This window comes from Enterococcus sp. DIV0008, from assembly GCF_050542615.1.
GTDB classification, from domain to species: Bacteria; Bacillota; Bacilli; order Lactobacillales; family Enterococcaceae; genus Enterococcus_D; species Enterococcus_D innesii.
On record NZ_CP172937.1, the window covers coordinates 37,169 to 51,273 of the forward strand.

Annotated in this window: 10 protein-coding genes; 6 read left to right on the plus strand and 4 right to left on the minus strand. The window is 44.2% G+C overall.

Going from position 1 to position 14,105, the window contains the following annotated elements; translation table 11 throughout:
* Positions 1-86 precede the first annotated feature (86 nt).
* The 4 genes from pgsA (at position 87) to rny (ending at position 4,998) form a co-directional block, all read left to right on the plus strand.
* Positions 87-668: a CDP-diacylglycerol--glycerol-3-phosphate 3-phosphatidyltransferase gene (gene pgsA, locus IGI84_RS00185; RefSeq protein ID WP_430600570.1), complete on the plus strand. Its 582-nt coding sequence runs from the start codon at positions 87-89 to the stop codon at positions 666-668.
* A 127-nt stretch (positions 669-795) separates the two neighbouring features.
* Positions 796-2,034, plus strand: a complete 1,239-nt coding sequence (locus IGI84_RS00190; RefSeq protein ID WP_430600571.1) for a competence/damage-inducible protein A — start codon at positions 796-798, stop codon at positions 2,032-2,034.
* A 102-nt stretch (positions 2,035-2,136) separates the two neighbouring features.
* Positions 2,137-3,180 carry a recombinase RecA gene (gene recA / locus IGI84_RS00195; protein WP_005226448.1) on the plus strand — a complete coding sequence of 348 codons (1,044 nt, stop codon included), beginning with the start codon at positions 2,137-2,139 and terminating at the stop codon, positions 3,178-3,180.
* A 243-nt stretch (positions 3,181-3,423) separates the two neighbouring features.
* Entirely contained in the window at positions 3,424-4,998 is a 1,575-nt protein-coding gene (gene rny, locus IGI84_RS00200; protein WP_005232891.1) for a ribonuclease Y, read from the plus strand.
* A 298-nt stretch (positions 4,999-5,296) separates the two neighbouring features.
* Here rny and treR read toward each other — a convergent pair whose 3' ends face one another.
* The 3 genes from treR to IGI84_RS00215 are packed head-to-tail and all read right to left on the minus strand — an operon-like array spanning position 5,297 to position 9,360.
* Positions 5,297-6,013 (minus strand): trehalose operon repressor, encoded by a 717-nt coding sequence (gene treR, locus IGI84_RS00205; RefSeq protein ID WP_005226457.1) that lies wholly within the window; start codon positions 6,011-6,013, stop codon positions 5,297-5,299.
* Between the two features lie 54 nt (positions 6,014-6,067).
* Positions 6,068-6,718 (minus strand): beta-phosphoglucomutase, encoded by a 651-nt coding sequence (gene pgmB / locus IGI84_RS00210; RefSeq protein ID WP_005232889.1) that lies wholly within the window; start codon positions 6,716-6,718, stop codon positions 6,068-6,070.
* Between the two features lie 14 nt (positions 6,719-6,732).
* On the minus strand, positions 6,733-9,360 hold the full coding sequence (locus tag IGI84_RS00215) for a glycoside hydrolase family 65 protein (protein ID WP_430600572.1): 2,628 nt from the start codon (positions 9,358-9,360) through the stop codon (positions 6,733-6,735).
* Positions 9,361-9,695: 335 nt separating this feature from the next.
* Between IGI84_RS00215 and treP the strand changes: the two genes are divergently transcribed.
* The gene (gene treP / locus IGI84_RS00220; RefSeq protein ID WP_430600573.1) at positions 9,696-11,675 is read left to right on the plus strand and encodes a PTS system trehalose-specific EIIBC component; all 1,980 of its coding nucleotides are present in this window, start codon (positions 9,696-9,698) and stop codon (positions 11,673-11,675) included.
* Between the two features lie 124 nt (positions 11,676-11,799).
* On the opposite strand, the gene IGI84_RS00225 is transcribed toward treP, so the two are convergent.
* On the minus strand, positions 11,800-13,173 hold the full coding sequence (locus IGI84_RS00225) for an MFS transporter (RefSeq protein WP_430600574.1): 1,374 nt from the start codon (positions 13,171-13,173) through the stop codon (positions 11,800-11,802).
* A 258-nt stretch (positions 13,174-13,431) separates the two neighbouring features.
* Between IGI84_RS00225 and IGI84_RS00230 the strand changes: the two genes are divergently transcribed.
* Positions 13,432-13,917: a DUF2798 domain-containing protein gene (locus IGI84_RS00230; protein ID WP_077453201.1), complete on the plus strand. Its 486-nt coding sequence runs from the start codon at positions 13,432-13,434 to the stop codon at positions 13,915-13,917.
* Positions 13,918-14,105 lie beyond the last annotated feature (188 nt).

Genomic DNA, 14,105 nt, shown 5'->3' on the forward strand with positions numbered 1-14,105 from the left:
CTGTTGCACCCGACTGGTGAAAAGCAGAAGTAGTGGCATGATTTGCCGTTATTTCGTACAATAGTCGGCAGAGAGGAGTCTATTTCGTGAATTTACCCAATCAATTAACTGTATTACGGATCATTATGATCCCCATCTTTATTTTGGTCTTGGTTTTGCCGATCGATCTTGGCACGCTGACCGTTGGTACGACACAATTAGAAAACACCCATCTTATTGCAGCGATCCTTTTTGCGGCAGCCAGCATTACAGACTGGCTAGATGGCAAGATCGCTCGTTCCAGAGGCCTTGTTACCAACTTCGGGAAGTTTGCTGACCCGTTAGCAGATAAAATGCTTGTCATGACGGCCTTTATCATGCTGGTTGAATTAAACAAAGCCCCAGGCTGGGTAGTTTCGATCATCGTTTGCCGCGAGTTGGCAGTGACAGGTTTACGCTTGTTGTTAGTGGAACAAAGCGGCGAAGTCATGGCTGCTGCGTGGCCGGGGAAAATCAAAACCGCGACACAAATGGTTGCGATCATTTTCTTGTTCTTGAACAACATTCCCTTTTCAATGATCGGTTTACCTGTCGATCAAATCATGTTGTATCTATGCTTGATCTTCACGATCTATTCCGGGGTCGATTATTTCATAAAAAATACGAATGTTTTTAAAGATTCTATGTAAAAGTTCTATATCTAGATAAAGAAGCGATAAAAACAAGGATACAAGTCACGAAAGTTCAGAAGTTTTCTGGACTTTTTTTGTCAATATGAAAGACTTTTACGTATCTGATAAATGAAGGAGTAAACGAATGAAAGCAGAAATTATTGCAGTCGGGACCGAATTACTTTTAGGACAGGTGGTGAATACGAACGCGACCTTCTTGTCAGAAGAACTGGCAAGTCTAGGGATCGATGTTTTTTATCATAGCGTTGTCGGGGACAACCCCAATCGCTTAGAGGAATTGCTGACGATCGCCGACAAACGCAGCGACTTGATCGTGCTGTGCGGCGGCTTAGGGCCCACCGACGATGACTTGACGAAACAAGTCACTGCCCGCCATGTGGGACAGGAATTAGTGCGAGATGAACCAGGTTATCACCAATTGAAAGCCTTCTTTGAAAACAGTCAACGGAGGATGACGGAAAACAATTTGCGGCAGACCTTAGTCTTCAAAGACGGTGTGTCTTTGCCAAATCCCAATGGACTAGCGATCGGGATTTTTTATCAGACAGCCGCTACCAGTTATTTGCTGCTGCCAGGACCGCCAAGTGAACTGCAGGCGATGTTTCTTACCCACGCAAAACCACTTCTGTTAGAGCAGTTTTCCCAAGAAGAAGTCTTGCTTTCTCGCGTTTTGCGCTATTACGGGATCGGGGAATCGGCGTTGGTCACAGAATTGGCCGATTTGATCGAGAACCAAGTCAATCCCACCATTGCTCCTTATGCCAAACCCAATGAGGTCACGTTGCGTCTGACGGTCAAAACCGCAGACGAGGCGCAAGGGATCAAACAATTGGATGCATTAGAAGAAAACGTCCAAGCACGGGTCGGTGCGTATTTCTATGGATATGGGGAACAAAATTCGCTGGCAGAAACAGTCGTCGAGCTACTGATCGAGAAAAAGAAAACCGTCACCGCAGCGGAAAGTTTGACCGCTGGTTTGTTCCAAGCGACCCTAGGAGGGATTCCTGGCGTCTCTGAGGTGTTTCCCGGTGGGTTCGTGACATATTCTGCTGGAACAAAAAGCAAGCTCTTAGGCATCGATCCAGCGCTTTTAGAAAGCTATGGGACTGTTAGTCAGGAATGTGCGGAAGCAATGGCCGTCTATGCCCGCAAACAAGCAGAGACCGATTATGCGGTGGCGTTTACTGGTGTTGCTGGTCCAGACGAACTAGAAGGCCAGCCCAAAGGCACTGTTTGGATCGCCTTAGCTTCTGACAAAGGCGTCTCGAGCCAGCTGTATCACTTCAACCGCGACCGCGCCTATATTCGGCATAGTGCTGTCATGGCAGGCTTAAATCAAATACGTAAGGAATTATTAAATTAATGCGAATGTTTGTTCGTTTTTTCTTGCAATTTCCCTTCAGAAGGACTATTATTATCTTATGAACGACACACGAAAGTGATGAATATAAGGAGGATTATCCGTTTGGCAGATGATCGTAAAGCAGCCTTAGATGCTGCACTAAAGAAGATTGAAAAGAACTATGGTAAAGGTGCCATCATGAAGCTTGGAGAAAAAGTTGATCAACAAATTTCAACGATCCCAAGTGGTTCATTGGCCTTGGATGTTGCATTAGGTGTAGGTGGTTACCCACGAGGACGGATCGTAGAAGTTTACGGCCCAGAAAGTTCTGGTAAAACAACAGTTGCTTTACATGCCATTGCGGAAGTCCAAAAAAATGGCGGAACAGCAGCATTTATCGATGCCGAACATGCGTTAGATCCTCAGTATGCGCAAAAATTAGGCGTAAATATCGATGATCTTTTGTTATCACAACCAGATACAGGGGAACAAGGATTAGAGATCGCTGACGCCTTAGTTTCAAGTGGTGCGGTTGATATCGTAGTTATTGACTCGGTAGCAGCTTTAGTCCCACGGGCGGAGATCGATGGTGAAATGGGTGATACCCACGTTGGTTTGCAAGCTCGTTTGATGTCACAAGCATTACGGAAACTTTCTGGTTCCATCAACAAAACGAAAACGATCGCGATCTTTATCAACCAAATTCGCGAAAAAGTTGGGATCATGTTTGGGAATCCAGAAACGACACCTGGTGGACGTGCGTTGAAATTCTATTCAACCATCCGTTTGGAAGTACGTCGTGCTGAGCAATTGAAATCCGGTACAGATATTATCGGGAACCGCACGAAGATCAAAGTAGTCAAAAACAAAGTAGCGCCACCATTTAAAGTAGCAGAAGTCGACATGATGTATGGTCAAGGGATTTCCCAAGAAGGCGAACTGCTGGATATGGCCGTGGAACAAGATATCGTCGATAAAAGCGGTGCGTGGTATGCCTATAAAGGGGATCGTATCGGTCAAGGTCGTGAAAACGCCAAAAACTACATGCGTGAACACCAAGAAATGATGCTAGAAGTTTCTGCTCGCGTCCGCGATGCTTACGGGATTGGAACAGGAGAGACCGTAACCCTTGAGGAAGCGCAAGAAGAATTACCATTAGACGACTAAGTCTTGAAAAAGCCAAACAACCTCGTTGTTTGGCTTTTTTGTGGCTTTTTGCTAGATTCGTCCATTGTTGAAAAAACATCCGTAAAAAGGAAGGGTTGCGAAAGTTTACTTTATTATTTAAAGTTGACACTCTTGTGTTCAAACATTAGAATAAACGTATGTGGATTTCCACATAAGAAGTAGCGAATTGATAATTTTGTTATCCTTTGTTAATCAAAATTACAAAATATTTAAAAAGATAGTATGGAGGTGGATTCATTGGAACTACTTTACATTCTCCTCGCTATCATCGGTTTAATTGTCGGTCTTGGATTAGGAGTTTATGTGACGAAATCTCGTCATGAGAAAGAAATCAACGGCGCCCAAAATTCTGCAGCTGGAATTATCGAAAGCGCTAAGAAAGAAGCAGAAACTCTTAAAAAAGAAGCATTGTTAGAAGCTAAGGAAGAAAATCAGAAGTATCGGTCAGAGATTGAAAGTGAGTTGAAAGAAAGCAAACTTGATTTAAAATCACAAGAAAATCGTTTACTCCAAAGAGAACAAGTACTTGATCGTAAGGACGATTCTTTGGAAAAACGAGAACGCTCACTTGAAGATAAAGAAGGCAGACTTAGTGAGAAACAACAATTAATTGACGAGCGAGAAAAAGAAGTAGAAAACTTAATCGATGGACAACAGAAAGAATTAGAGCGCATCGCCGCGCTGTCTAGAGATGAAGCAAAAGAGTTGATCATGAAATCAACGGAAGAGGAATTGAACCATGAATTAACGATCATGGTCAAAGAATCTGAACAGCGTGCGAAGGAAGAAGCAGATCGAAAGGCAAAAAATCTCTTGTCCCTAGCAATCCAACGTTGTGCCGCAGACCAAGTGTCTGAAACCACGGTATCGGTCGTATCATTACCAAATGATGAGATGAAAGGTCGAATCATCGGAAGAGAAGGTCGGAACATTCGGACCCTTGAAACCTTGACAGGGATCGATTTGATCATCGATGACACGCCGGAAGCAGTCGTCTTATCAGGATTTGATCCGATTCGCCGTGAAATTGCTCGTATGACCCTTGAAAAACTGATTCAAGACGGCCGGATCCATCCAGCTCGAATTGAAGAAATGGTCGAAAAATCTCGGAAAGAAATGGATGAACATATTCGTGAATATGGGGAACAAGCAGCCTTTGAAGTCGGTGCTCACACCCTTCATCCAGACTTGATCAAGATTTTAGGTCGTTTGCGTTTCCGTACCAGCTACGGACAAAACGTCTTGAACCACTCGATCGAAGTCGCAAAACTAACCGGTGTTCTTGCCGCAGAATTAGGCGAAGATATTCAGTTAGCCAAACGTGCCGGACTCTTGCATGATATCGGGAAAGCCCTTGACCATGAAATCGAAGGCTCTCACGTTGAGATCGGGGCTGAGTTAGCTGCCAAATACAAAGAAAATGGTGTGGTGATCAATGCGATCGCTTCTCACCATGGAGATGTTGAAGCAACATCGGTTATCTCTGTTTTAGTTGCAGCCGCAGATGCCTTGTCAGCAGCCCGTCCAGGTGCCCGCAGCGAATCATTGGAAAATTATATTCGCCGCTTGCAAAACCTAGAAAATATCGCCAACGGCTTCAAAGGTGTCGATTCCAGTTTTGCAGTCCAAGCCGGACGTGAAGTCCGTGTAATGGTCAAACCAGAAGAGATTTCTGATTTGGATGCTGTACGATTGGTTCGCGACATCCGCAAGAAGATCGAAGATGATTTGGATTACCCAGGTCATATCAAAGTAACCGTTATTCGCGAGACCCGCGCAACGGATTACGCCAAATAGCAAGCAAAAGCAGTATCCTCTCAGAGGGTACTGCTTTTTTGTGTGGCTGACTGTTAATAAGGACGACTGAGTTGTTCAAAATCAACTGTGCTTCATCGTTCCCATAAATGATCGCGCCTTTTTTGTTCCTTGGCAGCCAAACGCCGGGAAAACAAAAGGATGAATCGTTAGCGACAGAGGCGAAAAGAGGGAGGAGTGATCCAGCATCATCGAGTGGGGGGCTATTGAAAGACAAAACAGACCCAGACTTCTCGGTGAAGTCTAGGTCTGTTTTGTCTTTTTCACGTCTATACGTCCATCAAATCTTGCGCCGACGGGCGAAGTCCACAAAGCGGAATTTATCCAGTCGGTGGATCGATTCGGTATATTCAAAACAGCGCGTGTCTTCTAGATACACGAGGCTGCGAACCGTAACGACATGCTGATCTTCAGGACGCAGATCCATTAGATCCCGCAATTCTTTGTTGACGGGGTCAACAGTGATTTCTTTTTGTGCATAAGCGATCTCAAGGCCAAGATCATTTTCAAAGTAATCAAAAATCGATACTTTCGCTCGGTTTTCTGGCAACTCTTCGATGATAGAAGCATCAAGGTAGTCTTTGTCCAAAATCACCACTTCTCCATCGATTCTCCGCTGACGGATCAGTTTCCATGCCTCAGAAGCGACAGGCCAACCAGTGGTCTCGTGCAGCTTTGGCGACACGGCGATCTTACGGATCTCGACAACCTTTGTTTCACTAGGAATGCGTTGGGTATCTTGCAGCTCACGAAAACTCGTCAAGCCGGAAATCGGGAAATCAAAGCGATTCAAGTCTAAAACGATCGAACCTTTCCCTTGTTTCTTTTGGATATAACCAGCATCCCGCAATAAATTCAATGCCTTACGGACAGTCTCGCGGGAGACACCATAAGTTTTGATCAATTGGTTTTCGCTAGGCAGCAAAGAATGCGGAGGGTATTCGTTTGCTAGAATTTTTTGTTCTAAATCTAAAAATATCTCTTTGAACTTGTTCATCGGATTGCCCCCTCTTTGGCTATTATAGCGAGGCCAATTTGGAAATGCAATCGACTATTTCGCCAAAAGTTCGTCAATGTTTAGATCCGTCAATTTTTCAACGATCACATCTGCACCGTGTAGTTCTTCTCCTGAATAAACGCCTACCGCATACATACCAGCAGCTTTGATGCCGTCGATCCCTGCTTGAGCATCTTCAAAGCCAACTGCTTCTGCCGGTTCAATGCCTAGTGCCAGCGCTGCTTGGATAAAGATTTCTGGATCTGGTTTGCCTTTTTTCAAGGTTGCTGGGTCAACGATCGTATCAAAGTCTTGCATGACACCTAGTTTGTCCAAAATAAACGGCGCATTCTTGGACGCCGAAGCGATGGCACAAGGAATATTTTTTGCTTTGGCTTCATCAAGGAACGTCTTTACCCCCGGCAATAGATCATCAGGAGTCAAGCTTTGTAATAATTGTACATAGTGGGTATTTTTCTTCGTTGCTAAGGCTTCTTTTTCGACTTCTGTATAGGCATCATTTTTATTGCCTAGGGTTAAGATTCGCTCTAAAGAGTCCATGCGGCTAATGCCTTTTAACTGCTCGTTGAATTTCAAATCGATCTCGATCCCGATCTCCGCAGCTAATTCTTTCCATGCAATGTAGTGGTATTTAGCTGTATCTGTGATAACGCCGTCTAAATCAAAAACAAAACCTTTTTTCATGTGTAACACTCCTTTTAGTAAGTAATCATTGCTTCTTTGTTTGCTTCTAACGAAACTTGTTGCCCATTCACTAAGATCGTGACTGGCTGATCAGCAGTGATCGTCAATGTTTCATGTGTAACATTCATTGCAAAGTGGGTGCCGCGAACTTCTAGCTGGAAGGCTAAGCTGTCCCAGGCTTTTGGCAAGTTCGGTGTGATCTGCAACTGCTCTTCTCGAATATCGATCCCAGCAAAAGTGGTTAACGGAATAAACAACGTAGCGGCCATGACACCGGCGTGAATGCCTTCTGCCGTGGTTCCGCCTTGGATATCACGGTAATCAGAAGAGAGCGCTTCTTGGTATAACGACCAAGCCAATTCCTGATCATCCACCATTGCCGCTAACTGAGCATGAACGATCCGCGACAAAGTCGAGCCGTGGGAGGTGCGAGCCAAATAATAATGGAGATTTTTTTCAATATAGTCTGTTGGCAGTTGGTAAGAAAGATCCGCCAAAATTTGATTGACTTGCTCTTTTGAGAAATTGTAGAAAATCATCAGACTATCGGCTTGTTTCGCGACTTTGTAGCTGTCAGCACTCTTACCTTCAGCGTTCAAGATGCGGTCCATCCGATAGATGTTGCCATATTTTTCTTTGTAATGGGCCCAATCCAGATCTTCCAACTGGAAGTACCCTTCAAACTGTGCGATGATACCTTCTTGATCGATCTCTAAGCCTAATTTGGTACGAATATCTGCCATAGCAGCAATATCCGCTGGGGTTAAAGCCGTTTTCTCCAATACTGCTTGGAAGCTCTCTGCTGATAGTTGTTGTTGGAGGTTCTCGATCTCTTCAAACAACCATACTACCATCATATTGGTATAGGCGTTGTTTTTCAAGCCACCTTGTTCACTATTTGGGTAGCTTTCATGAAATTCATCTGGTCCCATGACTTTATCGATAAAGTAACGTTGAGTAGCATCATCCCAGGTGGCAGCACTTTGCCAGAAATGGGCGACTTCTAACATCAATTCTAACCCATATTGTTCCATGAAGACCCGATCTTGCGTGTTGTGCCAGTATTGCCAAATGTTATAAGCGATCGCTAAGGAGACGTGGCGCTGCAAGCGACTGTGGTCTTCTTTCCATTCGCCGCTGATAGGGTTCAAATGCAGTTCTTGGGATTGCTCACTGCCATCCAATCCGGATTGCCATGGGAACATGGCGCCTTGGTAGCCGGCTTTTTGGGCGTCTTTTTTGGCAGCAGCTAAGCGGCGGTAGCGATACAGCAAAATTTCTTTGGCGGTGTCAGGAAAATGTAGAATGTAAAACGGTAAGATAAACAGTTCATCCCAGAAAATATGACCGCGATAGGCTTCACCATGTAGGCCACGGGCAGTGATACTGGCATCTAAGGACTCCTGATAAGCATTCGGTGCTGCGGAGACCAGCAGATGATACGTATGCAGATTCAGCATTTTTTGTGACATCAAGTCACCAGTGACTTCGATGGACGCTTTCGCCCATAATTCAGCCCAGGCTTGTTTTGAGGTGGTATACATCGTCGCAAAATCAGGTAATGCTAAGGAAGAAAATGTAAATGCCGGTTGCGGCTCTTCTTGGCGATAAGCGGCAACAGTGACTGATTTTTCGACCCGATAAGTTTGTCCTTCCGTCACCTCAAGGGTTACTTGCTGACGGACGACCTGGTCGTTTGTTTCAGCGTGCAGCTCAGCCAATGGCAGGTCCTGTGAAAACAGTTCAGAGGATTGGACAACGGTAATCTGTGATTGGTTAGTGGTGACCACTAAATGCGCTTTGTTTTGTTCAGCTGCTGCCTCTTTCACGGTCAAATGCTGGTTGGTTAAGCTACGGTAACGAGCGACGTTATAGTTATAAACCGATCCGTCGGCTTCACTGACGAAGGTAACGGTACCGGAAAAGTTCAGTGGGGTAAACTGATAGACCAAGCTGTATTGGTGAACGTCTTGCATATTGGCGATTTTCTTCGTTTCGATTCGCAGACGCTTTTGTTTTTTGGTTTCAATTTCTGCCACTGATTGGAACAAGCCGGTCTTCAGATCCAATGTCCGTTTAAAGGAAAGGAGCTGATTGTTGGCGATGTCGATCACTTCATCATCGATCTTCACGTACATCTTTTGCAGATTCGGTGCATTGACGAAGTCTTCATTACTGATGGTATGACCCGAAACATCCGATTCCACCGTATTGTAAAGACTTGCTAAATACAGCCCTGGATAGTTCGCTTCACAAATGGTCATCTCAGGCGTTGTACCTCGCAGCCCTAGATAGCCGTTGCCGACGGTTAAAAGTGACTCCACCGAGTATTCATCTTTACCAGGGGTGTAGCCATAGTATTCGAGGCTCCAAGGAATTTCAGCACTTTTTTCTTCATACTGTTCTTTCGTGGTGCAAACAAAGGGACGATTCAATTTTTCTGTCAACCATTGGTCCAGTGAAAAAGTCCCTTCTTCATTCGTAAACACCAGCGATTCAGAGACGATCCCGCCACCTTCCATTTGCTGCAGCTGCGCGGTCAGTGCGGCAACTCGTTCACTGTCTGTCCCAGAAAACGGATAGGTCGTACCGGTTTGATCCGTTAATAGCCATTCTTCCTTAGACAATATAATCGTATTCACAGTAGTTGTCCTCCTTTAAACTTGTCTATACATGCAAGATGATTATAACGTAAGTTGTAAGCTATTTCAATTTATCTCACCTGTTTTTTTATTCTTTTTTGTCAAATAAACAGTAAATAAAGTTATTGGCAATATTATTTTATATTAATCAAATATTTTGAAAAACGTTTATTTTTCAAGGTTTTAATACGGTTCTTTTTTTTATTACTTGTATTGTTTGTAGAAAAAGTGAAAAAATTGGTTTGAAACGCTTGCAATATCAAAACTATCAAGTTATGATTAGTGCGTAATTAAAACATATATATACAAGTGGATATGAAAGGGGTTTATTAATTATGGGAAAGTATCGTGATGATGCTGAGAAGCTGCTGGAATATGTTGGCGGCAAAGAAAATATCGACGCAGTAACACATTGCGCGACACGGATGCGTTTTGTTTTGAACGATCAGTCAAAAGCAAACGAAAAGGCAATTGAAGAAATTCCAAGTGTCAAAGGAATGTTTACCAATGCGGGACAATTCCAAGTCATTATCGGCAATGATGTCTCAACGTTTTACAATGATTTTACCGATGTATCAGGAATAGAAGGTGTTTCTAAAGAACAAAGTAAAGCGATTGCAAAAAACAATCAAAATATCGTGCAACGAGCGATCGCTACGTTAGCTGAGATCTTTACCCCGTTATTACCAGCGATTATTGTCGGTGGTTTGATGCTAGGGCTGAGAAATTTCTTAGAAGGTGTACCGCTAGAAGCTCTAGGTGGACAAACCATTACGCAAGCTTCTACTTTTTGGAACGGTGTCAACGGCTTTTTATGGCTGCCCTGTGAAGCGATCTTTCACTTTCTACCAGTAGGGATTACTTGGAGTATTACACGTAAGATGGGAACCACGCAAATATTAGGGATTGTTTTAGGGATTACATTGGTTTCACCGCAATTATTAAATGCTTATTCAGTAAGTTCAACTTCTGCTGCAGAAATTGCTCAAAATTATACGTGGGACTTCGGGTTCTTCACTATTGATAAAATTGGGTATCAAGCACAAGTGATCCCAGCAATGCTGGCAGGTTTCTTATTGGTTTATCTTGAAAGATTCTTCCGGAAATGGATTCCAGAAGCGGTTTCAATGATCTTCGTTCCATTGTTCTCATTGCTGCCAACTATTTTAGCAGCTCACATGGTATTAGGTCCAATCGGTTGGCAAATCGGATCAGGCATTTCTTGGGTCGTAAATGCTGGCTTGACCTCACCATTAAACTGGTTATTTGGTTTCATTTTCGGTGGCCTGTATGCGCCTTTGGTTATTACCGGATTGCATCATACAACGCTAGCGATCGACTCTCAATTAGTAGCGGATTTTGGGACAACCAACCTTTGGCCAATGATCATGCTGTCAAATATTGCGCAAGGTACGGCAGTATTGGCGATTTGGTTCCTTCACCGTGGCAATAAAAAAGAAGAACAAGTCTCTGTTCCAGCAACGATTTCTGCTTACATGGGGGTTACTGAACCAGCGATGTTCGGGATCAATTTGAAATATGTTTACCCATTTGTCGCAGCAATGGTAGGTTCTGCCTTTGGTGGTATGCTGATCACTGCAACGAATACCCGTGCATTAGGTATTGGTGTAGGGGGACTACCTGGCTTCTTATCATTTAAAATTGAAAACTATCCAATGGTCTTCATCTCAATGGCGGTGACGATTGCCATCACGTTTGTTTGCACCATCATCTTTAGAAAAGTTACCTTCTTAAATAAATTAGAACCGCAATTGGCTGCTGATACAGCTGCAGCAGCGGCTGTTGCACCAACGAATGCTGCACCGACAACTGCAGCCCCAGAAGCAGCACAAGTTTCAGAAGAAACCCTTTATGCTCCAGCTGATGGGAAAGTAGTTGCCATCACTGAAGTTTCTGATCCTGTCTTTTCTCAAAAAATGATGGGTGACGGCTTTGCTGTTCAGCCAACGAATGGAACGATTTATGCTCCTGTTGCAGGTACGATCTCTAGCATTTTTGAAACGAAACATGCAATCGGGATTTTAACGCCTGGTGGCGCGGAAGTTCTCGTCCACATGGGCTTGGATACTGTAGAACTAAAAGGTGCGCCATTTGAGGTCCTTGTTTCTGAAGGTGATACGGTCACACCAGAAACGAAGCTTGCAGTGATGGATCTAGATGCCGTTACCGCAGCTGGCAAACAGACCGATGTCTTGACGGTCATCACGAATGCCGAAAAAGTGCGTCAGCTTTCATTGACGACTACAGGCACAGTGACAGCCAAAACAGCGGTTGGTTCAGCTGAATTAAACTAAAAAAATAATCCGTTTCCGAGAGCGCCCTTTGACTAAGAAGGGGGATCGGAAGCGGATTTTTTTATGGACCGTCCTCGAGAGAAGGCGGCTTTTTTTCGTTGTTTTTCAATGGGCAAAGCTACAGTTAGCTGACAGCTTTTTTGTCGGTGTTTTTGCGGAAGTAGTTGATCGTTAATAGGAAAGTCAGTAAGACCAGGGCCCACAAAAAGAATAAGGCGATTTGAGAGCCGATGACCGTCCCTTGGGTGTAATCAGTCGCCGCATTTTGTGCCAAATTGATAATGGTCGCCACCACAGCCGTCGCCACTGCACCAGAAAATTGCTGTAGCGTATTAAAGATCGCATTACCGTCCGCGTACAATGCAGGAGTCAGCTTGTTTAAGCCGGTGGTCATCATATTGCTGTAGGCTAAGCCGATCCCGATCATGTAAAAGACATGTCCGGCAACTAGGCTCCAAATGAAAGGCGAACGCAAAACGAGGGCTAAGGCAAGCCAACCGATGGCAATCAACGTCAAACCAGACAGGATTGGTTTTTTCGGTCCAACTTTATCCAGCAACCGACCAGAGATCGGTGCAAGGACCGCCCCGATGGCCGCCCCAGGAAGCATAACTAATCCTGCAGTAAAGGCATCTTTTCCCAAGACGAGTTGGACAAAGTTCGGCAAGACAAAGGAAATGCCCAGTAAAAGGAATTGACAAACAAGAAAGCCAAACAGAAACAAACTGAAGCTGCGGTTTTTCAAAACAGCCAAACGAATCAATGGGTTCGAGCCTTTTGAGCGTTGATAAAACAAGCCAGCACCAATGCAACCGAAAAGCAGCGGCAGTAGACTCGCTAAGGTGCCTACTTGATTCAAGAACAATAAGAAGCCGCTGAACATCAAGACGATTCCTAATACACTCAGTAAATCAAGGGAAGTGTCTTTTGCCCCAGCCGTCTTAGGGATCGAGTAAAGGCCGAGTACTAGGGAGATCAGTAAGACTGGGATCAAGAAAAGAAAGATCGCATTCCAAGACCAATGGGCGGTCAATAATCCTCCATATGTCGGTCCGATCGCTGGAGCGATGGAAGTGGTCAAATTCCCTAAGCCGATCGCCGCTCCCCGCTTTTCAAAGGGGGAGTAAGTCAAAATGATGTGGAACATCAAAGGCAGTGCGATCCCTGTGCTGGCACCTTGGAAAAAGCGGCCAATCAGCAAAATGGCAAACGTCGGCGATAAAAAGTCGATCACCAAGCCAACAAGGAAGAAGGCGTTGGCAGCTAGAAACAAGGTTCTCAATGAGAAGCGTTTCAAAAGGTAGGTCGATATTGGGACAATGATGGAGATGACCAGTAAGTAGATGGTCGTCACCCATTGCACATCGGATGTTGAAAGCGTAAATTGATCGATCAATGTCGGAAACGTTACATTCATAGCTGTTTCAATCAGCACGCCTGCAAATGACATCAATCCGGTTGCGAGGATCGCCCCCACGAGTTTTTTGTTGTTTTCCATATTCTCACCTCTAAAAATTCGCAAAAAAAGAGACCGTTTCTATTCTCATAGAAACCGCCTCTCTCTCGACAAGCGAACCCGCTTGTTATCTGTACGATTTAATCTATCGCTATTCTACTGACTTCATAAGAAAGTGTCAAGAGAAGTGGATAAAAAAATAGCAAAAAACTTTTTTGAAAGTTTTCAAACTTTTACTTACACGAAAAATTTCCTTCTGCTAGAATAGTCGAGTACGAAAAAGAGAAAGGAAGTTGTTACATGCCCATCAACAAAAAAGAAAGTTTGATCTATACGACACTTATGTGTATTTTCATGGTGTATTTTATGAGTGTTTATAACCTCATGTTTCAAGTCGGTGTTTCTGCATTGGCATTCCAATTGGCGTGGAATGAATTGCCATTAGCCCTTTGTGTCGCCTTTATTTTGGATTGGTTCATTGTTTCTGGTCCGGCAAAAGGTTTGGCGTTTCGATTTTTGGACCATCAATCAGCTACTTGGAAAAAAATCGGTTTGATTTCTTCATTGATGATCGCCGGCATGGTGATCTGTATGTCACTTTTTGGTGCGTTGATGCACCCAAACCCTGATCACTCGGTGTTCGTCAATTGGCTAAGCAACATTGGGAAAAATGTGATCGTCGCATTGCCCTTGCAATTGTTTATTGCAGGCCCAATCGTTCGCCGGGTGTTTCGCGCCTTGTTTCCTATTGGCACTGTGCAAGAACAGCCAGCACTAGGGGAATAATCGATCATTAGAAAAAACGTACTGCAGACAGGCTCTGCCAAGGTTAGCTAAAATAACTGGCTTGGCGATAACTGGACTTGCGGCACGTTTTTTTGCTTTTATAGACAGCAAAAAAACCCATAGGATGGTATGGGTTTTTCTGGTTACCCTATGAAATAGGATACAGGATGTACCTATATAGTAATATG